The organism is Dongia deserti, assembly GCF_003574735.1.
Taxonomy (GTDB): domain Bacteria; phylum Pseudomonadota; class Alphaproteobacteria; order Dongiales; family Dongiaceae; genus Dongia_A; species Dongia_A deserti.
On the sequence record NZ_QORW01000003.1, the window covers coordinates 20,894 to 45,634 of the forward strand.

Genomic DNA, 24,741 nt, shown 5'->3' on the forward strand with positions numbered 1-24,741 from the left:
GAGGCCACCTTCCCCTCCGCAGTTCCGGAAGGGAACATCGCCCGAAGGAGATTGCAAGCTACGACCGCGCTTTGGCCTTGGGGCGCAGGATGTGGCGGTGGTCGGCGTGGTAGAGGCGGCTGTCCTCGAAATCGCGCTTGCCGAACACGCGTCCGACCAGGATCAAGGCGGTGCGGGTGATCTTCGTTTCCTTCACCTTGGCCTTGATATCGCCAAGCGTGCCGAAGATCGCCTCCTGGTCCGGCCAGCCGACACGGAACGCAACGACAACTGGACAGTCGGGGCCGTAATGCGGTGTCAGCTCCGCCACGACCTTGTGGATGTTGCGCACGGAAAGATGGATGGCGAGGGTTGCGCCGGATCGGCCGAGCGTCGCGAGGTCCTCCCCCTCGGGCATGGGCGAGGCCGCGCCGTCGGTGCGCGTCAGGATGATGGTCTGGCTCACCTCCGGCAGTGTCAGCTCGGTCTTAAGCATCGCGGCCGCAGCGGCGAATGCCGGCACGCCCGGCGTCACATCGTAGGGAATACCGAGTTCGTCCAAGCGCCGCATCTGCTCCGCGATCGCGCCGTAGATCGAGGGATCGCCGGAATGCACGCGCGCGACCGTCTTGCCGGCCGCAATCGCGTCTTTCATGTGCGCGATGATTTCGTCGAGAGTCAGCGGCGCGGTGTCGATCACCAGCGCCTCGCTGCGCGCCATCGCGATTACCGCAGCCGGAACCAGCGAACCCGCATAGAGCACCACCGGCGCTTCCTCGATCAGACGCTTGCCGCGGACGGTGATGAGCTCCGGATCCCCCGGCCCGGCACCGATGAAATGCACGATGCTCATGCAGCCCCCTTTCCCGCGTCCATCTTCTTGGCGTAGCCGCGGGGTGTATAGACCCAGACACCGCCATCGGGCCGCGCCACGGCGCGCGTCGCGCTCGAGCCCACGATCACCAGGGTGAGCATGTCGACATCCTCGACCTTGAGGTCGCGAAGCGCCACCACCGTCACCGTCTCTCCCTCGCGCCCGAGATTGCGCGCCAGCACGACCGGTGTATCGGAGGGGCGATGACGCAGCAGAATCTCCTTCGCCGCCGCCAATTGCGTGCGGCGGCGCTGCGACACCGGATTGTAGAACGCCACCACGAAGTCGCCGGCCGCCGCCGCGAGGAGCCGCTGCTCGATCGCCTCCCACGGCGTCAGCAGGTCGCTTAGCGAGATGGCGCAGAAATCGTGACCGAGCGGTGCGCCGATGCGTGCGGCCGCGGTCTGCATGGCGGACACGCCGGGCAGGCCGGTGATCGCCACCCGCGCCCAGTCGGCATTGCCTTCTCGCTCGATCAGCTCGAACACCAGGGTCGCCATGGCATAGATGCCCGCATCGCCAGAGCAGACCAGCGCCACGTCCCGCCCCTCGGCGGCCAAGCCGAGCGCGATGCGCACGCGCATCTCCTCCTCACCCAGCTCGTAACCGTGCCGCGCCTTGTGCTCCGCCAGCGGGCCGAGCAAATCGAGATAGAGCTTGTAGCCGACCAGGTCGGTGGCGGCGCGGATCGCCGCCTCCACCTCGTGCGTGCGCGCAGCCGGCGCGCCGGGTCCGATGCCGACAATGGCGAGCGAGCCACGCGCGCGGCCGATGAGCTTCGGGTCGACGATCTCCGATGATCGTGCCAAGGCGCAGGTCGCGCGTTGCGACCGCTGTTTCGGCAGGATGAGTTCGCCACCCGTACCCACACCCGCGAGCGCCGCGCCTTCGGCGACGCCGTGACAGCCGGTCTCACGATAGACGAGGTCCGACGGGTTCTTGAGACGCGGTGTTTCGCGCTCCAGGCGTGCGGCATCGAAGAAACGGGCGGGCACGCCGAGCCGCCGCGCGACGCCATGGATCGCGGGCTCCGCCGCCTTCAGCGCGATGGAGGTCACGCACGCGATCGCTTCCCGAGCGATGTTCGCCTTGGCGAGCGACCGTTCGACCAGATCCCAGACTTCACTTTCTTCAGCCAACCGCTCACAGCCGACGCCAAGCACCACCGTCTGGGGCGCGTAGACCAGATCGGCTTTCGCATCGGTGCGCTCGCTCACCAGAACGGTAATTGGCGCATCCGCCGCTTGCGGCAGCTCCAGCAGCCACTCCGGTATTGGCCCCGCCTCCACGATGATGCGCGCCGATGCGCCGGCCAATAGCTCTGCCGCGACGCGCTTGTAGTCGGCAGTCTCGCGCAAGCGCCAGCCGACCGGCGGCGCGTCGAGCGGCACCCGCAGGGTCACGTCGCTCGCGGTGGTCAGCGCCGCGACGCCGCCCAGCGCGTCTGCCAGCCGCGTGGCCAGCACATTGGCGCCGTGATGGCCGCCAAGCAGCGGCACAACGACCGAGGCATCCTCTGCCACCGCCAGCACCGGTGGATCGTTTTCCTTCGAGATCAGGAACGGCGCGAGGGTGCGGATCAGGATGCCCGTCGCGCAGATGCCGATGATCGGCCGGCCGGCGGCGAAGACATCGTGCAGGATGGCGGCGACCTTGCTGAAGGCGCGGTCGCAATCGGCGACGCGGCCTTCGAGCCCGAACACTTCGCCGGCATGCAGAACAGTCTGGATGCGGCGCGCCAACGCGGCACCGGTCTCCGACAAGGCAATGATGGCGGGATCGTTCCGCAGGTCGGTCATTTCCAGGCATCCCCACGGCGATGCACCAGCAGCATGGAGAAATAAGGCGCTGCATCCGCCGGCACCTCGTGCAGCGGCAGCACGCGTTCATTCGCCAAGGTCGCGTGCTCCACATAGCGCGTGCGGTCGGCGAGCTTGAGATCGGTCAGCACCTTGCGCACCTTGGCGAAATGGCGGCCGACCTTGATGATGGCGGCGGCCTCGATCTCCGCCAGGCGCCGACGCAGATCCTCTTCCGGCAAGGGCGCCGGGATGATGGTGAGCACGTCATTGCGCGCCGCCAACGCACCACGAGTCGCGGTCGCGCAGGCCATCAAGGACGAGACTCCCGGCACCACTTCCACCCGGCAGCGATCCGCCAGCCGCGCGAACAGATACATGAACGAGCCATAAAAGAACGGATCGCCTTCGCACAGCACCGTTACCTGCTGGCCGCGCGCCACGGCCTCGGCGATCGTCTGCGCGGCGCCGTCATAGACATCGTCCTTCGGGAAGCGCCCATCGCCGATGTTCATGCGGATCGGCAACTCCGGCATGCCGGACGGGATATGGGTCGCTGCGATCTGCCGCGCGAAGCTCGGCCCTTCCTCCGGTGCCGGATAGGCGATGAGGTCAGCGGAGCGGATCAGCCGCGCCGCTTTCAAAGTTAGCAGCTCCGGGTCGCCCGGCCCCACGCCGATGCCATAGATGATGCCGGTCATGTCTTATCCACCCAATATTGCGTGACGGGCATCAGCGGTTTCCAGCCGTGCAGCTCGCCCACCGGCGCGAGGCGCGCGACGGAGAGGCGCGTCATTTCCCCACCCAGCTTGCCGCGCCAGGCGAAGAGATGAGCTTCGCCTTCAGCGGTCACGGCGTTGGCAACCAGGCGCCCGCCCGTTTTCAAGCGTCGCCAGGCTTGTTCGATCACGCCCGCATCGGCAAGCCCACCCCCGATGAAGACGGCATCGGGATCAGGCAGGCCGTCATAGGCCTGCGGTGCCGTGCCTTTCACGAGCTTCAGGTGCGGCGTGCCGAGTGCCGCCATGTTTTTCTCGATCAGGCCTAGCCGTTCTTCATCCGACTCGATCGCGATGGCCGAGAGCGAGCGATGAGCCCGCAGCCATTCGATGGCGATAGATCCGCAGCCGGCGCCGACGTCCCACAGCAATTGGCCGGGCAAAGGCCGGAGCACCGAAAGGGTCGCCGCACGGATCTCGCGCTTGGTCAACTGACCGTCATGCTGAAAGGCTTCGTCCGGCAAACCTGGCGACTGCGACAAGGCGCGCGCGCCATCTGTCCCATGGCACTCGACCGCCAGCGTGTTGAGATCGGCAGCGCGCGGGTGAGACCAGGAATCGGCGCGGCCGGCATAGATGCGTTCGCGCGTGCCGCCCATATGCTCGAGTACAGTCAGTACGCTCGCGCCATAGCCGAGCTCGATGAGGCGTCGCGCGACTTCAGTTGGCGAAGAGCCATCATGTGACAGCAGCAGCAGCTTGCGCTTCGGTGCAAAGGCGCTTGCCAGCAGATCGAGCGGGCGGCCATGGATGGTGAGGCACTCAACCTCCGACAGGGACCAAAGCATACGTGCGGCCGCCAGCGAAAAGGCCGAGATGTGCGGATAGACCGCCATCTCCTCTGCCGGCACGCGCTTGGCAAGGGCGACGCCGATGCCGAAGTGCATCGGATCGCCGGTCGCCAGCACCACAACCGGCCGGCCGCGCCGCGACCAGATGTCGTCGAGCGTGAGCGATAATGGCGAGGCCCAGCTTTTCTTTTCGCCATGCGCATGCGGCACCATCGCAAGATGACGTTCCCCGCCAATGATCAGCTCGGCGCGCTCAATAAGCGCCCGCAGAGTGCGCGGCAGGGCTTCGATGCCGTCCTCGCCTATGCCGATGACATTGAGCCAAGCACTCATGCTTCGGCTCCCGGCTTGTCGTCGGCGAGCGCATTGATGGCAGCGGCCGCGATCGCGCTGCCGCCCCGCCGGCCGCGCAACGTCAGATAAGGAATGCCGAGATTGGCGTCGATCAGCGCCTGCTTGGATTCGACCGCGCCGACGAAGCCGACAGGGAATGCGAAGATCGCGGCCGGGCGCGGCCCGCGGGCTTCGACGAGGTCGAGCAGATGGTACAAGGCAGTCGGCGCATTGCCGATGGCGACGATCGCGCCCTGCAGATGCTCGCGCCACAGTTCCACGGCGGCGGCAGAGCGCGTTGTGCCGAGACGGTGCGCAGTCTCTGCGACCTCATCCTCGGTGATCACGCAGAGGATGTCGTTCTTCGGGAAGCGCCCGCGGATGATGCCGGACGCGACCATCTGCGCATCGGTCAGGATCGTCGCGCCCGCTTGCAAGGCCTGATGCGCGGCCATAACGGGATCCCCGCCCCAGGACAGGTCGTCGACGAGGTCCGTCATGCCGCATGCATGGATCATGCGCCGCGCCACCGCGCGCAGCGATACCGGCAATGCGTCCAGCCGCGCCTCCGCCTCGATGGTCGCAAAGGACTGCCGATAGATCTCCGCCGGGTCTTTGACGTAGTCGCGGGGCATGGGAGTCACGCACCCCTTCAGTCGTCATGGTCGTGCTTGGCACGACCATCCACGAGTTTCCCTGATGCAGCGCGCTCTCGCCCAACGAAACTCGTGGATGGTCGGACCAAGTCCGACCATGACGGAAAAAAGAGCGAATAGCCGCAGGCCAACATGGTGCGCCTCACAGCCGCTCCGGATTGCGCTTGCCAGGGCCGTGGGGGTGGTCCGGGAAAGGCGGCGGGAAGTGCGTGTGGGTGTGGTCGTGATCGTGCGCATGATCATGATGAACATGAGCATGCGTGTGATCATGATCGTGGTCATGATGGTGGTGGTGCCCGTCATGCCCATGGTGATGATGGTCGTGGCCATGATCATGCCGATGCGCCTTGCCGGTGCCGATGCCTTCCACGTGGTGATGGTGGCTTTCCTGGATGCGGCCGACTTCGGCTTCGTAGCCGATCGCCTGCTCGCGGTATTTGCACATCTGGCAGTTCATCGCGTTGTCGCCGTCCAGGATCTCGCGCACCCGCGCGGCGAAGGCATCCAGCACCAGCGGATGGTCGTTGAGGTAGCTCGCCTTCAGGAACTCGATCTCCGGATGGAGCGCGGCCATCTCGTCGGTGATGTCGTAGATCCGCTTCACGAGCACGCCGGTGAACAGGAAATAGGGGAACACGATGATGCGCTTGTAGCCGAGCTTCACCGCATGCTCGAGGCCCGGTCCCACCAGCGGAAAGGCGACGCCGGAATAGCAAACCTCCGTCCAGCCGAAGCCCATGCCTTCCCACAGCATGCGCGCCACTTTGCTGATGTTGGAATTGGCATCAGGATCGGACGTGCCACGGCCGACCACCACCAGCAGCGTCTCGTCGCGCGGCACCTTGCGGCTCACGGTACGCTCCGCCTGCTCGATCCGCTCACGCGCGGCCCGCAGCAGCTTCAGGTCGACAGCAAGATCGCGGCCGTATTCGATGTGAAAGCCGGGATGGTCCGCCTGGTATTTGTTGAGCACCGAGGGGATGTCGTCCTTGGCATGGCCGGCCGCAAACAGCATGCCGGGCACGGCGAGACAGCGCGTGACACCCTGCTTGCGCAAGGCATCGAGCCCGTCGCGGATGATCGGCCGGGCGAATTCCAGGAAACCATAATCGGCGGGGAATTCCGGCAGGCGCTGGGCAATGCCGCGCGCCACTGCCTGGAACTCGGTGATCGCCTCCTCATCGCGGCTGCCGTGGCCGCACACCATCACGCCGATCTTGCTCATTGCTTATCACTCCCCCAGTCATTCCTTGAGGCCGATTGACGGGCCGCGCCAAATCGGCCAATGAACCCCGGATGTTTCTGTTCGCTCGTCCCGAATCCCTGCTGCTTGCTCTCGCTCTCGACGCCGTGTTCGGCGATCCGGAGGCGTTGAACCGGCGCCAGCTCCATCCGATCCAGCTGATCGGGCGGGTCATTGCATGGGCGGATGCCCGGTTCAATCTTGAAAGCGACACGCCCGGTCGCCGCCGCAATCGCGGCGCTTGGACCATTGCGGCGTTGCTCCTGGCTGCGCTGATCTTCGGCCATCTGATCCAGGAAGTGTTGCTGGCCTTGCCGCTCGGCTGGCTGTGGCTGGCGCTGGTCATGTCGACCTTGATCGCGCAGAGGAGCCTCTATGACCACGTCGCCGCGGTGGCCTCGGGCCTGGAGACCGGCGGGATCGGCGGCGGGCGGCTCGCGGTCTCGCGCATCGTCGGGCGCGATCCGGAGGCACTGGACCAAGCCGGTGTGTCGCGGGCCGCGATCGAATCGCTGGCTGAGAATTTTTCGGATGGCGTGGTGGCGCCGGTGTTCTGGGCGGCGTTGTTTGGCCTGCCCGGCCTGCTGGCCTACAAAGTGATCAACACTGCCGACAGCATGATCGGCCACAAGACACCGCGCCATCTGCAGTTCGGCTGGGCGGCGGCGCGGCTGGATGACCTGCTCAACCTGGTCCCAGCCCGCCTTTCCGGGCTCATCGTATGCCTGGCGGCGATGCTGCTGCCCGGTGCGAATCCACGCAGCGCTTGGCGCGCGATGCGGCGGGATGCGAACAAGCATCGCTCGCCCAATGCCGGCTGGCCGGAAGCGGCCTTTGCCGGCGCGCTTGGGCTCGCCATCGCAGGCCCACGCGTCTATCACGGCAAGCTGGTCGAGGATCATTGGATGAATGACGGCGGCCGGCCGCACGCCGCCGCCCCGGACATCCGGCTGGCGCTGCGGCTGTTCGTCCGCGCCTGCATCGTGCAGGCGGCGCTCCTCATCGCGCTTATCTGGCTGTTCGACTAGCAAGGTCCAGGATCCGTTCGGTATCGAGGTGGCGCGCGAGGTGGTCGGCGAGCTCGTCCAGCACCTGATCCACCAGCGATTCATAGGCGACGCCGCTCGCCGCACGCGCGCGCAGTGAGTTCAGGAACGCATGGCGAAACCCGTCGCTCGCAAAGATGCCGTGCACGTAGGTCCCCATGATGCGTCCATCTGCTGAGATTGCGCCGTCGGGCCTACCCTGCAGATCGAGCATTGGCCGTGCGCAATCGGCGCCACGCGTCTGGCCAATATGCATCTCATAGCCGCGCACAGATTGACCGCTCGCACGATCTTGCCCGGCCACTTCGACCAGCGCCTTGTCGCCACCGAGGCGCGTTTCCACCTGCAGCATCCCCAAACCATCGATAGCGCCGGCGGGCCCTTCCGTTCCGTCGGGGTCATCCAGCCGAACACCCAGCATCTGATAGCCGCCGCACAGACCGAGCACACGCCCGCCGCGCCGCACATGGGCCTTGATGTCGATATCCCAGCCGGCATCACGCAACGCCTGCAAGTCACCGATGGTGGATTTGGAACCCGGCAGCAGGACAAGATCGACATCGGCGGGCAGTGGATGGCCGGGCTCGATGAGCTCCAACCGCACATCCGGCTCCGCGCGCAGCGGGTCGAGATCGTCGAAATTGGAGATGCGCGGCAGACGCGGCACGGCGATCTTGATCTCGCCCTCGGACTTGGCGCGATAGCCGTTCAGGGCGACGGCGTCTTCCGCCGGCAGCAGATGCGCTTGGCTGAACCATGGCACCACGCCCACGCTTTTGAGCCCGGTTGCACGGTCGATGGTCACCAAACCATCCTCGAACAACAGTGGATCGCCGCGGAACTTGTTGATGAGATAACCTTTGATGCGTGCGGCCTCGGCCTTCGGCAACAGCGCCATGGTGCCGACGATCGAGGCGATGACACCGCCGCGATCGATGTCGCCGACCAGCAGCACCGGCACATCGGCTGCTTCTGCAAAGCCCATGTTGGCGATGTCGCCGTCGCGCAGGTTGACTTCCGCGGGGCTGCCCGCGCCTTCCACCAGGACGAGATCGGCTTCCTCCGACAGGCGCGCGAAGCTGTCGAGCACCGCTGGCAGCAGCTGCGGCCTGAGCGCGCGATAGTCGCGTGCCTTCGCCTGGCCCCAGACTCTGCCCTGCACCACCACCTGCGCGCCGATTTCGCTCTGCGGCTTCAGCAGCACCGGGTTCATGTGCACCGACGACGCAAGGCCGCAAGCCCGCGCCTGCAAGGCCTGAGCACGCCCGATCTCGCCGCCCTCCGCTGTCACCGCCGCATTGTTCGACATGTTCTGCGGCTTGAACGGCCGCACGCGCTTACCCTGCCGCGCATAGAACCGGCACAGGCCCGCGACGATCAGCGACTTGCCGACATCGGAGCCGGTGCCCTGGAACATGATGGCGCAGCAACGAGCGCTCACGTGCAATCACCTCGCTCGTGGCAGGCATACCCCTCATCCCAACCATTCTCCCTCAAGGGGAGAAGGGCGTTAGTGCACGAACCCAGCAACAGCATCCCCTCTCCCCTCGAGGGAGAGGGACAGGGTGAGGGGGTGTCGATGCAGCGCGACGCCGTCAAAACTCGATCCCCTTCTGTGCCTTCACACCGTCGCGGAACGGGTGCTTCACCAGCTCCATCTCGGTCACAAGATCGGCGACCGCCATCAACTCGTCCTTGGCGTTGCGGCCAGTCACGATGACATGGAGATGGGGACGGCGCGCCCTCAGCGTTTCAACCACCTCTTCGATCGGCAGATAATCGTACCGCAACGCGATGTTGAGCTCGTCGAGCAGCACCAGCTTGATGGTGGGATCCGCCATCAGCTTCTTCCCCTCTTCCCAGGCCGCGCGCGCATGGGCGACATCGCGTGCGCGGTCCTGCGTTTCCCAGGTGAAGCCTTCGCCCAGGGCCTTGATGGTGCAGAGGTCCGGGAACTTCTCCAGCACCCAGCGCTCGCCGGTATCCCACCTGCCTTTGATGAACTGGATCACGCCCACCTTCATGCCATGGCCGATGCAACGCATGACCATGCCGAAGGCCGCCGTCGACTTGCCCTTACCCTTGCCGGTATGGACGATCAGAAGACCTTTCTCGATAGTCTTGGTCGCCATCATCTTGTCGCGCGCTTCCTTGCGCTTGGCGGATTTCTCGTCGGCCCGGCGGTTGATGTCGGCTTCGTCGCTCATGAGGCTGCTCGCGTTGCAGGGTTTCGCCCAGACCACTCGTTAAGTTGGGCATGGGCCATATTGGACCGGGGGCGCCACAGATCGCGTTCCTGCGCTTCCAGCAGGCGCTCGGCGATCTCCTTCAAGGCGGCGGCATTGTGGCGTTCGATGAAATCGCGCACCGTCTCGTCGCTGAGATAGGCGTCGAACACCAGGTCGAAATGGTGATCGGCGACGCAGTTGGCCGTGGCAGCGAAGGCGAACAGGTAGTCGACGGTCGCCGCCATCTCGAACGCGCCCTTATAGCCGTGGCGCATCACACCCTTGATCCACTTCGGATTGACGACACGCGCGCGCACGACCCGTGCGATCTCTTCTTCGAGGCTGCGCACCTGCGGATTCTGGGGGCGCGAATGGTCGTTGTGCCAGACCTGCGCCTTGCGGCCGGTGAGGTGCTTGACGGTCGCGGCGAGCCCGCCTTCGAACTGGTAGTAATCGTCGCTGTCAAGCAGATCATGCTCGCGATTGTCCTGGTTGTGCAGCACTGCATCGACCTGCGTGAGACGATGCGAGAAAGAGGATTGCGCCGCCTCCCCCGCAGCTCCGTTGCCATACGCGTATCCACCCCAGGCGAGATAGGCGCGCGCGAAGTCGCCTTCGTCGGACCAGCCGCGCTCGTCGATCAGCGCCTGCAGACCCGCACCGTAAGCGCCCGGCTTGGAGCCGAACACGCGGAACGCGGCCTTGCGGCGGGCAGCCTTCTGATCGGCGCCCTGGGCGATCAGCTCTGCGCTCTCAGCGCCCACGCGGGCGGCGATCGGGTTGAGATGCTCCGGCTCGTCCAGCTCGGCGATCGCGCGCACGGCGCTGTCGAACAGATCGACCTGCGCCGGAAACGCGTCGCGGAAGAAGCCGGAGACGCGCAGCGTGACATCGACGCGTGGCCGGTCGAGCAGGCTGAGCGGCAGGATCTCGAATCCCGCCACGCGACCCGAGGCGCCTGCGTCCCAGGTCGGCCGCGCGCCGATCAACGCCAGGGCCTGCGCGATATCGTCGCCGCCGGTACGCATGTTGGCCGTCCCCCAAGCGGACAGCACTAGCGCGCGCGGCCAGCTGCCGTGCTCCTGCCGGTGGCGATCGAGAATCAGGCCCGCCGACTTCCAGCCCAGGGCCCAGGCGCTCGGAGTCGGGATCGCGCGGGTGTCGACGGAGTAGAAGTTGCGGCCTGTCGGCAGCGCATCGATGCGCCCGCGCGTGGGCGCGCCGGAGGCACCCGGCGCCACGAAGCGGCCGCCAAGACCGCGCAGCAGGCCATCGAGTTCCGCATTGCCGCAGCGATCAATGGTCGGCGCGAGGGTCTGGTGGACGAACTCAAGCACCGCGCCGCTGCACTTCCAGTCCGGCGGACAATGCGCACGGGTCACCAGCTTCAATGCCAAGAGCTCTAGGCGCTCGACGGTATCGCCGTTGGTGCGCCAAGCATCCGCCGTGATCTCGACCAGTACCGCCGGTCGCGGCCCGGTCCATGCATCTCCAAGATGTGCGGCAAGCGGATCGAATTCTTCGCCCAGCTCCAGGTCGACCGCGAGGGCGCGAATCAGCGACTGGTCCCTTCCCTCGCCCTTGCCGCGCGGCAAGCGCGTGAGTGCCACCAGCAATGCGTCGCGCTCGGTGCCGGCAGGCGAGCGCCCGAAGACGTGCAGACCGTCGCGGATCTGCAATTCCTTTAGCTCGCACAGCTGGTTGTCGAGCTTCGCCAGCGCGGTGTCGGCGTCATCGCCCTTGGTGATACCGCAATCGGCGGCGAGGCCGGAGCCCTGCGCCAGATCGAGGATGCGGTCGCGCAGATCGCGGCAGCGCCGCGGATCCAGCTGCGCCGCTTCGTAATATTCGTCGACCAGCAGCTCGAGATCGCGCAGCGGACCATAGCTCTCGGCGCGTGTGAGCGGCGGGGTCAGGTGATCAACGATGACCGCGCCGGCACGCCGCTTCGCCTGCGTGCCCTCGCCGGGATCATTCACAATGAAGGGATAAAGATGCGGCAGCGGCCCCAGCATCGCTTCGGGATAGCAATCCTCGCTCAAGGCCAGCGCCTTGCCAGGCAACCATTCGAGATTGCCGTGCTTGCCGAAATGCACAACGGCGTCGACCCCGGCAACTTCGCGCAGATAGGTGTAGAGGGCGAGATAATTGTGCGGCGGCACGAGATCCGGATCATGGTAAGACTTGACCGGATCGATGTTGTAGCCGCGCGCCGGCTGGATACCGACATAGACATTGCCGAGCCGGATCAGCGGCAGACGGAACGCGCCGTCGATACAGTGGGGATCTTGGTCCGATAGTCCCCAGCGTTTCGCCATCTCACCAGGCACACGCGCGAGACGGCGATAGTTTTCCGTCCCTAAGAGCAAACCCCCTCCCCCAGCTTGGGGGATCCGCACATCGGCTGCGTCAGAGCCGATTGGAGATTTCTTTGAGGGGAGCGCGTTGGTGGGACCTTCCAACAAGCGCGCGATCAGCGCGTCGCCATGCTCCGGCACCTCCTCAACCGCATAGCCTGCGTTCTTCATCGCCCTCAGCGCTTCCACCACACCGGCAGGCGTATCCAGGCCAACACCATTGCCGATGCGGCCGTCGCGGTTGGGATAGTTCGCGAGGATGATGGCGACCTTGCGTTCGCTCGCGGACTTCCGGCGCAGCTTTACCCAGTTGGCGGCGAGCTCAGCGACGAAGGCGACGCGGCTGTGCTCGGGCTGCGGCTCGACGATGGTGCATTGAGTGGCCTGGTCGTAGCGGCCAGCCGCCTTGAAGGAGATGGCACGGGTCATGATGCGGCCGTCGACCTCAGGCAGCGCGACCTGCATCGCGAGGTCGCGCGGGCTGAGGCCGTTCTTCCCTGCCTGCCAGTCGTCGAGCGTGCCGCTGCTCAGCACCACCTGCAGGACAGGCGCATCCGCAGCATCCAACGGCGTTGCGGCCTGCGCCGCGCCGGGCTGGGAGATCGCGAAGCCGGTGCAATTGAGCGTGATGTCGGGCTTCGTCTCTGCATAGAAGCGCGCGATCAAGTCGGCGGCTGCCTGCTCCTTGAGGCCGGCCGCATAGATCGGCAAAGGATTGAGGCCGCGCGCTGTCAAAGCTTCGATGAGAGCGTCGATCGGCGCAGTCTGGCCCGCCTGCATCAATGCGCGATAGAAGACAATGCCAGCAACCGGCGCGCCCTCACTCCACTCGCGACGCAGATCGTCGAGGGACAATACGGTCTTGCCCGGCCAGTAGAGCCCCGCGCGCAGCAACGGGCGTGGCTCCTGCCACGTGACTTCGCTGCCGATCAGGCTCGCGGCGTAGCGCAGGAACTCGGACGCATTCTCCAGCCCGCCTTGGACCAAGAACTGCCACAGGCGATGCGCCGCAGCCGCCGGAAGGGTGCTGTGATCGTTGAGCTCCGGATCCGGCTGATCGTCGCCGGGCAGGCACGCGAGGGCGATGCCGCGCCTGCGGCACTCCGCGGAAATCTGCTCGATACCATAGGGCCAATAGCGCACGCCGCCCAGGAGGCGCACCACCACGAGCCTTGCCTTCGCGACGATGTCCTCGACATACGAATCCACCGAGAGGTGGTGCGACAACTGCAGCAGGTTCGCGAGGCGCAGGCTCGGCTTCGGATCGGCAAGGTGCCCATAGGCCCGCGACAGGCACGCCAGCTCGCTGTCCGCCGCCGACAGCACGATGATCTCGCCGGGAGTCTGGCCGAGATCAATGGCCTCGCTGCCATCGATGATCTGACCAGGCTTGGCGGCGAGCAGATGCATGTTAGAGCCCGAGATCGCGTGCGATCGCGGCGTGGTCGAGACCCTTGAGCCCGATCACCACCAGGCGCGAGGAGCGGACCTCACCCGGCGCCCAGGCGCGGTCGTAATAGTGCTGCAGACGCGGCCCGACGCCTTGCAGCACCAGCCGCATCTCCTTGCCCACGATGTTCAGGAACCCCTTCACGCGCAGGATGTCGTGACGCTCGATCGCGGGCAGCAGCTTGGCGACCAGATCCTCCGGCTTGCTCAGCTGCGGCAGATCGAGGCGAAAGGAAATGAATTCGTCGTGGTCGTGGTCCTCGCCCTCCAGCTCGTGATGCGAATAGCGGCTGTCGAGATCCGCTTCCGCGGCGGCGCCCAAGCCCAGCAGAACCTTGGGATCTATGGCACCGAAGCTGGCCGGCACCACCTTGGCCGCACGCTTCAGCTCGGCGGTGATCGCTGCCGTCGCGGCCGCGCGTGCCGTGTCATCCATCTGGTCGTTCTTGTTAAGCACGATCAGGTCCGCGCAGTTGATCTGATCCTCGAACAGCTCTGCGATCGGGCTGTCATGATCCAGTGCCGCGTCGGCGGAGCGCTGGGCCGCGACGGCGTCGGGATTGTCAGCGAAGCGCCCCGCTGCGGCTGCAGGTCCGTCCACCACCGCAACCACGCCATCGACCGTCACGCGCGTGCGCACTTCCGGCCAGTTGAAGGCCTTCACCAGCGGCTTGGGCAGCGCGAGGCCTGAGGTCTCGATCACGATGTGCTCGGGAGGGTTGGGCCGGTCGAGCAGCGCGCGCATGGTGGGCAGGAAATCGTCCGCCACCGTGCAGCAGATGCACCCGTTGGCGAGCTCGACGATGTTCTCCTCCGGACAGCCTTCGATCTTGCAGCCCTTCACGATCTCGCCGTCGACCCCGGTCTCGCCGAACTCGTTGATGATGAGCGCGATGCGGCGGCCATTGGCATTGCGCAGCAGGTTCTGGATCAAGGTCGTCTTGCCGGCGCCGAGAAAGCCCGTCACCACGGTCGCCGGAATCTTGCCGCTCATTCTTTCAATCCCCTCATTTCAGGCGCAGCGGCAAGCCCGCCGCCACGAAAAACACATTATCTGCGACCTCCGCCACGCGCTGGTTGAGGCGGCCGGCGTGATCGCGGAAAGCGCGCGCCAGCGCGTTGTCCGGCACGATGCCGAGGCCGACTTCGTTGGAAACGAAGACAACCGGACCGCCGGCCTGCCCCAGCGCGCGGACAAGGTCTTCACTCTCTTTCGCCGGATCGCGGCCCGCCGCCATCAGATTGCTGAGCCAGAGCGTCAGGCAATCCACCAGGACCGCCGCGCCCTGTTCTGTTTCGGCCACGATCGCAGGCCCAAGCTCAAGCGGCGCTTCGACGGTGCGCCAATGAGCCTCGCGCCGCGCCTGGTGCTTACGCACGCGCTCGGCCATCTCCTCATCGCCGATCTCGGCGGTCGCGACATAGACGCAGCCGCGCGGATGCGCGACGGTGATCCGTTCGCCGAAACTGCTTTTGCCGGAGCGCGCGCCGCCCAGCACCAGAGTGACCGGCGGCAATGGTTGCGTGGTGCCAGCCGTGATGGCTGCCATGAATGTGGTCCCTTCCTCCCGCCGAGGCGGCCGACAAACCGAGCGTCCGTTGAGGTCTCCTGGCTTGATCGCGGGACTTTGGTCGCGCCTTCCCAGCCTGAAAGGCCAGTGGCCGATGCGCCGTCCTTGATTCCGCCGGAGTGCGGCGGGCGATCCTACAGTTGCGGGGGCAGCGCCGGATTTACGCCTCTGACCTTTGCGCGCACCGGCTTCCCTCACGACGGACAAGCGGACCATAGCGGAGAGATCGGCCGCTTTCCATCCCTCTTGATCGGGCCTCTGGCAAGCGGAGCAAGACGCCCAGTAGGATCAACTAACCATCGGATTTGTCACGCTTTTGGCTGGTCGCCAGCACTCCTGCCACGTTCCGCGGAAAAGCTCAAAATCACACACCCCAATATCAAAGATGCGTCATCCGGCGATCTGGAAAGGCGGCTGTACCCTGCCAACATTCTTTTCTGTCGCTGCGTCGACTCCGCGTTCGGGGATAGGTTCAGGCCCCCGAACGCGGAACACCTTGAGCGAAGCGGCGAACGAGGGCATGGCGTCCAACGAACCTTTCAGCGGGCCGGCCGACGAAGAAATCAGCCGATTGCTGCGCTTGTCATCTGTTGTGCCGGTCACCATCGCCGCGTGGGAAACGGGCGCGCTGCTTCATGCCAACGATGCGGCGGCAGCCATGTTCGGCACGTCAGCCGAGGCGTTGAGTGGCCGCTCCATTCTCGAATTCTATGTCGAGCCGGAGCGACGCGGTGCGCTGCTGCGTGACATCGATGCCGGTACCGGCGGCACACAAAAGCAAGTGCAGCTGCGGCGCGCCGACGGTAGCACGATCTGGGTCAAGGTCGCGGCGCAGCGCGTCTCCTATCGCGGCACGCCGTCCGTCTTCAAGATCAGCCACGACATCACCGAGCATATGGATCGGGCGCGCCAGTTGGCCGAGGCGCAAGAGAAACTGAGCCGGCAGGCCAGCAACCTGAACAGCAGCGCGCAGACTTCCGCCGAAGCCGCCAGCCGCGCGAAGAGCACCTTCCTCGCTCAAATGAGTCACGAGTTGCGCTCGCCCTTGAATGCGATCCTGGGATTCTCGGAGGTTGTCCGCGGCTTGCATTTCGGGCGCGATCAGGTCGACAAATACGCGGAATATGGCGGCTATATCCACCAGGCCGGCACGCACCTGCTGGCCTTGATCGACGACATCCTGGACCTGGCGAAGGTGGAGGCGGGCAAGCTGGAACTGAAGCGCACGCCCTTCGACCTCGTCGAACTGCTTGACGAATGCGCGCGCATGATGCGGCCGATGATCGACGGTCGCGGGCTCAAGCTCCAGGTCTACGGCACCGCGGCGAGCCTGATGCTGACTGCGGATCGTCGCCGCACCAAGCAGATGGTCATCAACCTGCTCTCCAATGCCATCAAGTTCACCCACCCTGGCGGCAAGGTGGAGATGGCCGTGCAACGCACGCCCGATCAGGCGATCGCCGTGACGGTCTCAGACACCGGTATCGGCATGAGCCAGGCAGAGATCGCCGTGGCGCTGGAGCCATTCGGCCGCGTTGGCAACGCGGCCGCAACCGATCCGACCGGCAGCGGCCTCGGCCTGCCGATCGTCAAGAACCTGATCGAGGCGCATGGCGGAAAGCTGCAAATCCTGTCCGAACTCAATCGCGGCACCATCGCGCGGCTGATCTTTCCCGCGCAGAGCTAGACGACATCCCATACCTTCTCCGGTGGACGGCACAGCGCGGCGCCCTTGTCCGTAACGACGATGGGCCGCTCGATCAGCACCGGGTCCTCCAGCATCTTACCGATCAGCGCGTCGGCATTGAGCTTGCTCACATCGCCCAGCGCTTCATACGCTTCACCCTTGCGACGCAGGATGTCGTGTGGCTTGGCATTCATCTGCTTCAGGATGCGCTTCAGCTCCCCCGCGCTCGGCGGAGTCTTCAGATACTCGATTACCTTGGGCTCGATGCCCTTGTCCTTGAGCCAGCCCAGCACCTTGCGCGAGGTTGAACAATTGGGATTGTGATAGATGGTGACGGCCATGCCTTGCCTCCTGCAGCAGGCGGCGACGGTAATGCAGCGCAATTGTTTGAGCAAGCCATGCACTTGCAACCTTGTCAGACCAAGTCCGACCATGACGATTAAGAGTGCGAGAGAAGAACTCAGACGCGCCGTTATACCTTATACCCGCAGCGCACACCGCCCCAGTGGCGCCCTTTGACGCAGATCGGGGCGGAGGCGTCCTTCATCAAAGCGAAGTTGCCACCGCCCATATCGCGGCGATAGGTCTGGACTACAAAGGGCTTTTCGTTGCGGCCGGCCTTCAGGCCAACGCGATCGTTGAAGATGCGGCGGTTGCGGCAGTTGGCGGTGTTCCACAGCACGTCGCCCTTGCGTTGCGGCTGTGAGAACTTGCGATTGTGCGTCGGCAGATAACCGTTGCGGTCCACCGTCGCGCAGAACACGACGCGGGCATCCACCTCCAGCGCCGCCTCCTGGATCGGCGGCAGGAGCCGGTCGGTCAGAGCGGTGAACTTCGCCATCACCTGCTGCGGCTCAGTGCCCACGATGGGTTCATAGCGCTCGTCGAACAGGTCCTGCAGCGTGATCTCGCCGCGATCAATCGCCTGCTCGAACAAGGCGCCGATCTTGGCCGCGTTCTCCACCACCAGGCGGATCATCGGCATGTCGGTAGTCTCGACCCCGGCATCGGCGGTCGCCTCGATCAGGTCCTCCGCCACATCCAGCAGATGATTGATGCGATCCTTGGCCTGGCTCAGATCGCCGGTCGATTTCTTGACTCCGCCCGAGAGCCCCACGAACGCACTGGTCAGCACGCTACCGCGCTCGCGGATCTGCCGCGTCTCGCCGGCGATGGCTTCGGCCTGGGCGGCGATGTCGCTAATGGCGCGCGCGGACTTCTCGACCACATCGCCGATCGCCGCGGTGCCCGACTCGACCTTTGCAGCGCGCTTGGTCGCTTCGGCGCCCTCGCGGCTCAGTTCCCCGGTCTGCTGCGTCAGCTGTCCGACTGTTCCGGCGATCTGCTGGGTGGCGTCTGCCGTCTGGCGCGCCAGCGCCTTGACCTCGCCCGCGACCACGCCGAAGCCGCGGCCGGCATCGCCCGCACGTGCCGCCTCGATCGTCGCGTTGAGAGCGAGAAGGTTGGTCTGCTTGGCGATCGCATCGATGGTCTGCGCCACCTTGGCGATCTGCTCCAGCGCCTGGCGCAGGCCAGTGATCTTGCTTTCGATCGCGGTGGCGCTGGCGGCAAGGCTGCGCACGTCGGCGAGAGAGGATTCGAGCGATCCGCGCGAGGCGGACATTTCGGCAGCGGCGTGACCTGCGTTCCTGGCCGCGGTCTCGACCTCGCCCGCGATGCGTTCGTTGGCTGCGACCATCGCATCGGCGGCGACGCGCAGTTCCTCGAACTGTTGCGCCTGGTTGGCGACGACCTTGGCCACATCGTCGATCGAGCCGGCCGCATCGGCCAGCTGCACGCCCAGCGAGCCCGCCTTTTCGGCGATCCTCTGGGCAAAGCCGGAATCCGCCACGGAAGCCGAGTCCCCTGCCTCAACCATCTTGCGAAGATCCAAAGCTTTCATCGGTGAAACCTAGGAGACTATGCGTTAAGTAGGGGTAAAATTCAGACCTAGACAAAGGTCGGATCGCATGGAAATCGTGTGGCTGGGCCGAAATGCCCAACGATGGCGCGAGCCGCGATTTGACATTATCTGTATCTGTGGTCCGAGAACTCGGACGGAGGTTTCATGAAGCTGCTGTACTTTGCTTGGGTCAGAACCAACATCGGCAAAGCCGAGGAAGAGCTGGTTGCCCCCGATCACGTCCAGACCGTGGAGGGGCTCCTCGACTGGCTCGCGACGCTGGGCCCGCAATACGCCGCCGCCCTCGACCGGCGCAACGTGATCAAGGTCGCGATCAACCACGAATATGTCGAGCACGATCACCCGGTCCGGCCCGATGACGAGATCGCACTTTTCCCGCCGGTGACCGGCGGCTGAGAGCAGCCATGATCAGAGTCCAGCGCGAGGATTTCGACATCGGCACGGAATTGGCGCTGCTGACCGAAGGCAACAGTAAAATCGGCGGCCTCGCCAGCTTCGTGGGCCTGGTGCGCGACCTCGCGGACCAGGGCGCGGTCAGCGCGATGACGCTGGAGCATTATCCCGGGATGACCGAGAAGCGGTTGGCCGAGATCGAGGCCGAAGCGCGGTCACGCTGGCCGCTCGACGGCGTGCTCATCATCCATCGTTACGGGCGGCTGGAGCCCGGCGATCGCATCGTGCTGGTCGCGACGACATCGGCGCATCGCCAGGCCGCGCTCGAATCGTGCGCCTTCCTCATCGACTGGCTGAAGACCAAGGCGCCGTTCTGGAAACTGGAAGAAGGCGCCAAGGGCACCGCGTGGGTCGAAGCCAAGGAGAGCGACGACCGCGCGGCGGAGAAATGGAAGCGATAGGCTCCGCCATCTGAATCCAACACCAGAAGGGTCCGAAAATTTGCCGGCTCTCTCGCGAGGACCGCAGGGTGGCGGCATGTTCCATCGTTCCAGGCCCAACGGGACAGATGCCGCCACGGCCGACAGCCATCCCGGATGATGCCTCGCACCCGCGCCTGAAGGAGAGCATCCAGATGGCCGACTTGCCCCCCTATCCCGGGACCCCGCGCTGGGTAACTGTGTCTGGCACCGTTATCGGCGGTCTTGTCATGCTGGTCGCGGTCTTGGCCCTGGCTGGCGTCGCTGGTCCCCACGGTCCCGGCCGCCACGCATCACCTGATCAAGCGGGTAGCCATGCAGGCTGGGGGCTTCTGGCGCTTCTGGGGGTCTTCGCCGCGATCGGCGCGGCGGTCAACTGGAGCGGACTCGTCGATCGCTGGCCGCCGACCGCCTCGACTACCATGGCGCCACAGCTCCGCAAGCCGGTGCTGATGGCGCACATCATCGCGTCCATCAGCTCGCTCGGCGCAGTCGCCGTTTTTCTCCTGCTCGCGATCGTCGGTCTGAGCAGCACAAACGGCCAGGTGGTACGTGCGGCCTACATCGCAAATGAACTGATTGCCTGGTACGTCATCCTTCCCCTGATTCTCGCTGCGCTCGCCATCGGCATCATCCAATCGCTCGGCACGCCGTGGGGCCTGTTCCGACACTATTGGGTCCTGGCGAAGCTCCTGCTCACGGTCGTCACCATCTATGTGCTGCTGCAGCAAATGGATGGAATCAGCCACATGGCAGGCGTTGCAGCAGACGGCGCGGTGACCGACGCCGATCTGCTCGGCTTGAGGCGCTCGATGCGGATGCATGCCGCCGGCGGCTTGGTGATGCTGCTCTTGCTCGTTGCGCTATCGATCTACAAGCCGCGAGGGATGACGCGCTACGGATGGCGCAAGCAGCATGAACAATGACAGGCACCCGCCGCCGCAAGCTGCCGCGACGGGTGCTGTGAGGCAGTCCGCGTTCGCTATTCCGCAGCCGCGCTGGTTGCCGGTTGGCGCACTTCCTTGAGGTAGTCTTCGCGCAGCTGTTTGGTCACCGAGCCTACGGTGAACTTGTATTCGCCGATCTGGCCGACCGGCGTCACTTCAGCGGCGGTGCCGACCAGGAACACTTCCTGCGTCTTGCCGAGCTCATCCGGCATGATGGCGCGTTCCACCACCTTGATCTGGCGCTTGCGCGCAAGGTCGATCACCGTCTGGCGCGTGATGCCGTTAAGGAAGCAGTCGGGCGTCGGCGTGTGGAGCTCACCGTTCTGCACCAGGAATACGTTGGCGCCGGTCGCCTCGGCCAGCTGGCCGCGATAATCCAGCATCATGGCGTCCTGGTAGCCTTCGCGCTCCGCATCGTGCTTGGCGATGGTGCAGATCTGGTACAGGCCCGACGCCTTCGAGGCAGTCGGCGCGGTGTCGGGCGACGGCCGGCGATAGATCGCCCACTTCAGGCGGATACCCTTTTCCAGCAGCTCCGGCGAGAAATACGACGGCCAAGCCCAGGCCGCGATCGCGAGGTGGATCTTCGCCTGCTGCGCCGCCACGCCCATCTGCTCGCTGCCGCGCCAGGCAATAGCACGCACATAGAGGTCTCCGCCGCCCATGGCCTTCACGACTTCGGCCTTGGCCTTTTCGATCTCATCGACCGAGTAGGGAATCGTGTAGCCCAGGATCTCCGCCGATTTGTGCAGCCTCTCGGAATGTTCCCGCGACTTGAAGACCCGGCCCCCATAGGCCCGCTCGCCCTCAAAGGCTCCGCCGGCATAATGCATGGCATGGGTCAGGACATGGAGCTTGGCATCGCGCCAGGGGATTAACTTTCCGTCGAACCAGATGACTCCGTCACGGTCATCGAATGGGACTAAACTCATCGCTGACAACTCCACGGGAGGGGGGTAGGGATTGTATTATGGTTCATCGTAGTCCAGACCAGCGTTAGAACAATCGAACAAATAAGTCAACATGGCTGACATAAAATCACCGGCAAATCCGCTGTTTCTGCGCGAAGATGAGCTGCGCCAGGGCATCGAGATGCTGTTTTTCGCCTACCGCGATTTCACCGCGAAAGCCGACCAGACCCTGGCCCAGTTCGGCTTCGGACGGGCCCACCACCGGGTCATCTATTTCGTCGGCCGCAATCCGGGCATGACCGTGTCCGAACTGCTCGGCATCCTCCACATCACCAAGCAGAGCCTGAGCCGGGTGCTCGGCCAGCTGGTGCGCCAGGGGTTCATCACCCAGAAGCCGGGCTCCACGGACCGGCGTCAGCGGCTGCTCAGCCTCACCGAAAAGGGGTCGGAGCTGGAGCGCAAGCTGACGGAGGAGCAGCGGGCGCTGATCGCTCGCGCCTATCGCTCGGCCGGCGCGGATGCCGTCGACGGCTTCCGCAAGGTGCTGCTGGGCATGATCGAGGAAGGCGATCGGCGGCGCTTCCGCCCGAGCCTGCCGCGCTAGTCGGCGAGCACGATGAGCGAAGCCCAGCCGCACATCCTGGTCGTCGACGACGACAAGAGGCTGCGCGATCTGCTCGGCCGCTATCTGACCGAGCAAGGCTATCGCGTCACCACTGCGGTCGACGCTGCCGATGCCCGCGCCAAGATGGCCGGCATCACTTTCGACCTGCTGGTGCTCGACGTGATGATGCCGGGGGAGAGCGGGGTCGATCTCGCGCGCAGCCTCCGTGAGAGCAGCCTGGTGCCGATCCTTCTGCTGACCGCGATGGGCGAAGCCACCGACCGGATCGCGGGCCTGGAAACCGGCGTCGATGATTACCTGGTGAAGGGGTCGTTCGAGCCGCGCGAGCTGGTGCTGCGGATCAGCGCCATCCTGAAGCGCGCGCAGGCGCGGAGCGAGCGCCAGACCAGCGTCGGCGCGGTGAAGTTCGGCGCATTCGTGTTCGAGATCGAGCGGCGGCGGCTGTTCAAGTCGGGTGAACCCGTGCATCTGACCGAGGCGGAATCAGAGCTGCTGTTCCAGCTGGCGCGCCGCGCGGGCGAGCCGGTCTCCCGCGAGGACCTGTCGCCGCAGGGCGAGGAAGGCGGCGAGAGCAGGCAGATCGACGTGCAGATGACGCGGCTGCGCCGCAAGGTCGAGGACGATCCGCGCTTTCCGCGTTTCCTCCAGACCGTGCGCGGGCGCGGCTATGTCCTGCAGCCGGACTGATCGTATCCCATGCTGATGGCACTGCGTGCACTGCTGGTGGAGTTTGAGGCGATGCTGCCGCGCTCGCTGCTCGGCCGCTCGATCATGATCATCGTGACGCCGGTGGTGCTGCTGCAGGTGGTGTCGGCCTGGGTGTTCTATGACAGCCACTGGAACACGGTGACGCGTCGCCTGGCGCAGAGCGTGGCCGGCGACATCGCCGCTGCCATCCAGCTGATGCCGCATCCGATCAGTGAAGAGCGCGCCAAGCGCATCTTCCGCGTCGCCAGCTCCACCATGCGCATCGATTTCAATTTCAACCTCGGCCAGATCCTGCCCAACGATCCCACCATCATGCGCCAGAACCTGGTCGACCGGCAGCTGTCGGATGCGTTGGAATCGCGGGTCGAGCGGCCGTTCATCATCGACAGCCGATCGCTGGAGAAGGAGGTCGAGATCCACGTGCAGCTCCCGGAAGGCGTGCTGCAGGTGGTCGTGGAGCGCAGACGCCTGTTCTCCTCCACGACGTACATATTCTTCCTGTGGATGCTCGGCACCTCGCTGGTGCTGCTCTCACTGGCGACCTTGTTCATGCGCGGGCAGGTGCGGCCGATCAGGCGCCTGGCCCAGGCGGCGGACGATTTCGGCAAGGGCCGCGACGTGGGCGAGTTCGTGCTGGACGGCGCGGCCGAGGTGGAGGTGGCGGGCCGTGCCTTCAACCAGATGCGCAACCGCATCCGCCGGCAGATGCAGCAGCGCACAGAGATGCTGGCGGGCGTCAGCCACGATCTCAGGACCCCCCTCACCCGCATGAAGCTCCAGCTTGCGATGATGGGACAGACTCCGGCGATCGAGGACCTGAAGCGCGACGTGGAGGACATGGAAGGCATGGTCAATGCCTATCTCGCCTTTGCGCGCGGCGAAGGGACCGAGCTGCCGACCGAGACCGACATCGTGGCGGCGGTCGAGGATGTCGTGAGCGGCGCTCGGCGCAACGGCGCACGCATCGGCTTCGCCGCAACCGACTCCGAGATCACGGTTCCGCTGCGGCGCGACGCCTTCCGCCGCGCGGTGGCCAACATCGTCGGCAATGCGCAGCGTTACGCCGGCCGCGTCGAGGTCGCGCTCAATCGCCGCCGCGGCAGCGTGGAGATCGTGGTGGACGATGACGGGCCTGGCGTGCCGATCGACAGCCGCGAGGACGTCTTCAAACCGTTCTTCCGTCTTGATGCCTCGCGCAACGAGGAGACCGGCGGAACCGGTCTCGGGCTCACGATCGCGCGCGACATCCTGCGCAGCCATGGCGGAGATCTGACGCTCGGCGATTCACCGCTCGGCGGCCTGCGCGCGGTGCTGAGGGTGCCTGTCTAGCGATCAATCGATGACCCGACGCCTGATTCAGAAATCGGTGATCGGCCTCGTGATCATGCTCGTGCTGCTATTCGTGTCCGCCGGAACGCTGGCGTGGCCCGCCGGCTGGGTTTTTCTCCTCGAGTTCAGCATCGCAAGCGCCCTCATCACGGGCTGGCTGGGGCGCCACAATCCCGCCCTCCTCGAAGAGCGGCTGAAGCCTCTGATCCAGCGCGAGCAGAAGCCGTGGGACGGGGCGTTGATAGCGACGTTCCTGCTCCGCTGGTGCGGCTGGTTCGTGGTGATGAGCCTGGACGCCGCGCGCTTCGGCTGGTCCGAGGTGCCGCTCTGGCTCCGAGCGATCGGCGCCGTCGCGATCGCAGTCTCCTTGTACATCATGTTCCTGATCATGCGCACGAACAGCTTCGCCGTCCCGGTGGTGAAGATCCAGGCCGAGCGCGGGCACCGCGTGATCAGTGCGGGACCATATGCGATCGTGCGGCATCCGATGTACGGCGGCACGCTGCTGCTGATCGCCGGCATTCCGCTGCTGCTCGGACATGGTGGGGCCTGGCGCTCGCGCCGGTCATCATCCTGCTGTTCGCCATCCGCGCGGTGATGGAGGAGCGCACATTGATGGCGGAACTGCCGGGC

23 protein-coding genes and 1 riboswitch are annotated in these 24,741 nt (G+C 65.4%); of the genes, 9 read left to right on the forward strand and 14 right to left on the reverse strand.

The window, feature by feature from the left end; all coding sequences use genetic code 11:
- Positions 1-58: 58 nt before the first annotated feature.
- The 6 genes from cobM to DTX69_RS05260 form a co-directional block, all read right to left on the reverse strand.
- Positions 59-832 carry a precorrin-4 C(11)-methyltransferase gene (gene cobM, locus DTX69_RS05235; protein WP_119300467.1) on the reverse strand — a complete coding sequence of 258 codons (774 nt, stop codon included), beginning with the start codon at positions 830-832 and terminating at the stop codon, positions 59-61.
- Positions 829-2,652: a precorrin-3B C(17)-methyltransferase gene (cobJ, locus tag DTX69_RS05240; protein ID WP_119300468.1), complete on the reverse strand. Its 1,824-nt coding sequence runs from the start codon at positions 2,650-2,652 to the stop codon at positions 829-831. The genes cobM and cobJ overlap by 4 nt, the downstream gene beginning before the upstream one ends.
- Positions 2,649-3,353, reverse strand: coding sequence for a precorrin-2 C(20)-methyltransferase (gene cobI, locus DTX69_RS05245; protein WP_119300469.1), 705 nt, complete (start codon positions 3,351-3,353; stop codon positions 2,649-2,651). Before cobI ends, cobJ begins: the two co-directional genes overlap by 4 nt.
- The gene (cbiE, locus tag DTX69_RS05250) at positions 3,350-4,555 is read right to left on the reverse strand and encodes a precorrin-6y C5,15-methyltransferase (decarboxylating) subunit CbiE (protein ID WP_119300470.1); all 1,206 of its coding nucleotides are present in this window, start codon (positions 4,553-4,555) and stop codon (positions 3,350-3,352) included. The genes cobI and cbiE overlap by 4 nt, the downstream gene beginning before the upstream one ends.
- The gene (locus DTX69_RS05255; RefSeq protein ID WP_119300471.1) at positions 4,552-5,190 is read right to left on the reverse strand and encodes a precorrin-8X methylmutase; all 639 of its coding nucleotides are present in this window, start codon (positions 5,188-5,190) and stop codon (positions 4,552-4,554) included. The genes cbiE and DTX69_RS05255 overlap by 4 nt, the downstream gene beginning before the upstream one ends.
- Positions 5,191-5,353: 163 nt before the next feature.
- Positions 5,354-6,436, reverse strand: a complete 1,083-nt coding sequence (locus DTX69_RS05260; RefSeq protein WP_119300472.1) for a sirohydrochlorin chelatase — start codon at positions 6,434-6,436, stop codon at positions 5,354-5,356.
- Between the two features lie 71 nt (positions 6,437-6,507).
- On the opposite strand from DTX69_RS05260, the gene cbiB reads away from it, so the two are divergent.
- A complete protein-coding gene (gene cbiB, locus DTX69_RS05265; protein ID WP_119300473.1) occupies positions 6,508-7,482 on the forward strand; it encodes an adenosylcobinamide-phosphate synthase CbiB in 975 nt (324 codons plus the stop codon).
- On the opposite strand, the gene DTX69_RS05270 is transcribed toward cbiB, so the two are convergent.
- From DTX69_RS05270 to cobU, 5 genes are all read right to left on the reverse strand, one after another.
- Positions 7,463-8,917 carry a cobyric acid synthase gene (locus DTX69_RS05270; RefSeq protein WP_119300474.1) on the reverse strand — a complete coding sequence of 485 codons (1,455 nt, stop codon included), beginning with the start codon at positions 8,915-8,917 and terminating at the stop codon, positions 7,463-7,465. The genes cbiB and DTX69_RS05270 overlap by 20 nt on opposite strands.
- A 178-nt stretch (positions 8,918-9,095) precedes the next feature.
- The gene (gene cobO / locus DTX69_RS05275) at positions 9,096-9,707 is read right to left on the reverse strand and encodes a cob(I)yrinic acid a,c-diamide adenosyltransferase (protein ID WP_119300475.1); all 612 of its coding nucleotides are present in this window, start codon (positions 9,705-9,707) and stop codon (positions 9,096-9,098) included.
- On the reverse strand, positions 9,704-13,495 hold the full coding sequence (gene cobN, locus DTX69_RS05280; RefSeq protein WP_119300476.1) for a cobaltochelatase subunit CobN: 3,792 nt from the start codon (positions 13,493-13,495) through the stop codon (positions 9,704-9,706). The genes cobO and cobN overlap by 4 nt, the downstream gene beginning before the upstream one ends.
- 1 nt (position 13,496) lies before the next feature.
- Entirely contained in the window at positions 13,497-14,528 is a 1,032-nt protein-coding gene (cobW, locus tag DTX69_RS05285; RefSeq protein ID WP_119300477.1) for a cobalamin biosynthesis protein CobW, read from the reverse strand.
- 13 nt (positions 14,529-14,541) lie between these two features.
- Complete coding sequence (gene cobU / locus DTX69_RS05290; protein WP_119300478.1) at positions 14,542-15,084, reverse strand: bifunctional adenosylcobinamide kinase/adenosylcobinamide-phosphate guanylyltransferase; 543 nt, start codon at positions 15,082-15,084, stop codon at positions 14,542-14,544.
- A gap of 31 nt (positions 15,085-15,115) precedes the next feature.
- A riboswitch (cobalamin riboswitch) is annotated at positions 15,116-15,324 on the reverse strand.
- Between the two features lie 301 nt (positions 15,325-15,625).
- On the opposite strand from cobU, the gene DTX69_RS05295 reads away from it, so the two are divergent.
- Positions 15,626-16,792, forward strand: a complete 1,167-nt coding sequence (locus tag DTX69_RS05295; protein WP_162916705.1) for a PAS domain-containing sensor histidine kinase — start codon at positions 15,626-15,628, stop codon at positions 16,790-16,792.
- On the opposite strand, the gene arsC is transcribed toward DTX69_RS05295, so the two are convergent.
- A complete protein-coding gene (arsC, locus tag DTX69_RS05300; RefSeq protein ID WP_119300480.1) occupies positions 16,789-17,133 on the reverse strand; it encodes an arsenate reductase (glutaredoxin) in 345 nt (114 codons plus the stop codon). The two genes, DTX69_RS05295 and arsC, sit on opposite strands and share 4 nt — an antisense overlap.
- 131 nt (positions 17,134-17,264) lie before the next feature.
- Entirely contained in the window at positions 17,265-18,671 is a 1,407-nt protein-coding gene (locus DTX69_RS05305) for a methyl-accepting chemotaxis protein (protein ID WP_119300762.1), read from the reverse strand.
- Positions 18,672-18,860: 189 nt separating this feature from the next.
- Between DTX69_RS05305 and moaD the strand changes: the two genes are divergently transcribed.
- From moaD to DTX69_RS05320, 3 genes are all read left to right on the forward strand, one after another.
- Positions 18,861-19,112 (forward strand): molybdopterin converting factor subunit 1, encoded by a 252-nt coding sequence (gene moaD / locus DTX69_RS05310; protein ID WP_119300481.1) that lies wholly within the window; start codon positions 18,861-18,863, stop codon positions 19,110-19,112.
- 8 nt (positions 19,113-19,120) lie between these two features.
- Positions 19,121-19,570: a molybdenum cofactor biosynthesis protein MoaE gene (locus DTX69_RS05315; RefSeq protein ID WP_119300482.1), complete on the forward strand. Its 450-nt coding sequence runs from the start codon at positions 19,121-19,123 to the stop codon at positions 19,568-19,570.
- A gap of 173 nt (positions 19,571-19,743) precedes the next feature.
- Positions 19,744-20,514: a hypothetical protein gene (locus DTX69_RS05320; RefSeq protein WP_284735562.1), complete on the forward strand. Its 771-nt coding sequence runs from the start codon at positions 19,744-19,746 to the stop codon at positions 20,512-20,514.
- A 56-nt stretch (positions 20,515-20,570) separates the two neighbouring features.
- Here the strand turns inward: DTX69_RS05320 and DTX69_RS05325 are convergent, their stop codons facing one another.
- Entirely contained in the window at positions 20,571-21,467 is an 897-nt protein-coding gene (locus DTX69_RS05325; protein WP_119300483.1) for a branched-chain amino acid aminotransferase, read from the reverse strand.
- 91 nt (positions 21,468-21,558) lie between these two features.
- On the opposite strand from DTX69_RS05325, the gene DTX69_RS05330 reads away from it, so the two are divergent.
- The 4 genes from DTX69_RS05330 to DTX69_RS05345 are packed head-to-tail and all read left to right on the forward strand — an operon-like array spanning position 21,559 to position 24,706.
- The gene (locus DTX69_RS05330; RefSeq protein ID WP_119300484.1) at positions 21,559-22,050 is read left to right on the forward strand and encodes a MarR family winged helix-turn-helix transcriptional regulator; all 492 of its coding nucleotides are present in this window, start codon (positions 21,559-21,561) and stop codon (positions 22,048-22,050) included.
- A 12-nt stretch (positions 22,051-22,062) separates the two neighbouring features.
- Positions 22,063-22,758, forward strand: coding sequence for a response regulator (locus DTX69_RS05335; protein WP_119300485.1), 696 nt, complete (start codon positions 22,063-22,065; stop codon positions 22,756-22,758).
- A 9-nt stretch (positions 22,759-22,767) separates the two neighbouring features.
- Positions 22,768-24,108 (forward strand): ATP-binding protein, encoded by a 1,341-nt coding sequence (locus DTX69_RS05340; RefSeq protein ID WP_284735563.1) that lies wholly within the window; start codon positions 22,768-22,770, stop codon positions 24,106-24,108.
- A gap of 10 nt (positions 24,109-24,118) precedes the next feature.
- On the forward strand, positions 24,119-24,706 hold the full coding sequence (locus DTX69_RS05345) for a methyltransferase (RefSeq protein ID WP_284735564.1): 588 nt from the start codon (positions 24,119-24,121) through the stop codon (positions 24,704-24,706).
- Positions 24,707-24,741: the final 35 nt, after the last annotated feature.

Coding starts and splice junctions, on each gene's coding strand:
- DTX69_RS05330 (WP_119300484.1), top strand. CDS start 21,559: ATGGCTGACATAAAATCACCGGCAAATCCGCTGTTTCTGCGCGAAGAT.
- cobO (WP_119300475.1), bottom strand. CDS start 9,707: ATGAGCGACGAAGCCGACATCAACCGCCGGGCCGACGAGAAATCCGCC.
- cobM (WP_119300467.1), bottom strand. CDS start 832: ATGAGCATCGTGCATTTCATCGGTGCCGGGCCGGGGGATCCGGAGCTC.
- DTX69_RS05340 (WP_284735563.1), top strand. CDS start 22,768: ATGCTGATGGCACTGCGTGCACTGCTGGTGGAGTTTGAGGCGATGCTG.
- cobI (WP_119300469.1), bottom strand. CDS start 3,353: ATGACCGGCATCATCTATGGCATCGGCGTGGGGCCGGGCGACCCGGAG.
- DTX69_RS05315 (WP_119300482.1), top strand. CDS start 19,121: ATGATCAGAGTCCAGCGCGAGGATTTCGACATCGGCACGGAATTGGCG.
- DTX69_RS05320 (WP_284735562.1), top strand. CDS start 19,744: ATGGCCGACTTGCCCCCCTATCCCGGGACCCCGCGCTGGGTAACTGTG.
- cbiB (WP_119300473.1), top strand. CDS start 6,508: ATGTTTCTGTTCGCTCGTCCCGAATCCCTGCTGCTTGCTCTCGCTCTC.
- cobW (WP_119300477.1), bottom strand. CDS start 14,528: ATGAGCGGCAAGATTCCGGCGACCGTGGTGACGGGCTTTCTCGGCGCC.
- DTX69_RS05295 (WP_162916705.1), top strand. CDS start 15,626: ATGGCGTCCAACGAACCTTTCAGCGGGCCGGCCGACGAAGAAATCAGC.
- DTX69_RS05260 (WP_119300472.1), bottom strand. CDS start 6,436: ATGAGCAAGATCGGCGTGATGGTGTGCGGCCACGGCAGCCGCGATGAG.
- DTX69_RS05325 (WP_119300483.1), bottom strand. CDS start 21,467: ATGAGTTTAGTCCCATTCGATGACCGTGACGGAGTCATCTGGTTCGAC.
- DTX69_RS05270 (WP_119300474.1), bottom strand. CDS start 8,917: ATGTTCCAGGGCACCGGCTCCGATGTCGGCAAGTCGCTGATCGTCGCG.
- DTX69_RS05255 (WP_119300471.1), bottom strand. CDS start 5,190: ATGCCCCGCGACTACGTCAAAGACCCGGCGGAGATCTATCGGCAGTCC.
- DTX69_RS05335 (WP_119300485.1), top strand. CDS start 22,063: ATGAGCGAAGCCCAGCCGCACATCCTGGTCGTCGACGACGACAAGAGG.
- cobJ (WP_119300468.1), bottom strand. CDS start 2,652: ATGACCGACCTGCGGAACGATCCCGCCATCATTGCCTTGTCGGAGACC.
- moaD (WP_119300481.1), top strand. CDS start 18,861: ATGAAGCTGCTGTACTTTGCTTGGGTCAGAACCAACATCGGCAAAGCC.
- arsC (WP_119300480.1), bottom strand. CDS start 17,133: ATGGCCGTCACCATCTATCACAATCCCAATTGTTCAACCTCGCGCAAG.
- cobU (WP_119300478.1), bottom strand. CDS start 15,084: ATGGCAGCCATCACGGCTGGCACCACGCAACCATTGCCGCCGGTCACT.
- DTX69_RS05305 (WP_119300762.1), bottom strand. CDS start 18,671: ATGGTTGAGGCAGGGGACTCGGCTTCCGTGGCGGATTCCGGCTTTGCC.
- DTX69_RS05345 (WP_284735564.1), top strand. CDS start 24,119: ATGACCCGACGCCTGATTCAGAAATCGGTGATCGGCCTCGTGATCATG.
- cbiE (WP_119300470.1), bottom strand. CDS start 4,555: ATGAGTGCTTGGCTCAATGTCATCGGCATAGGCGAGGACGGCATCGAA.
- cobN (WP_119300476.1), bottom strand. CDS start 13,495: ATGCATCTGCTCGCCGCCAAGCCTGGTCAGATCATCGATGGCAGCGAG.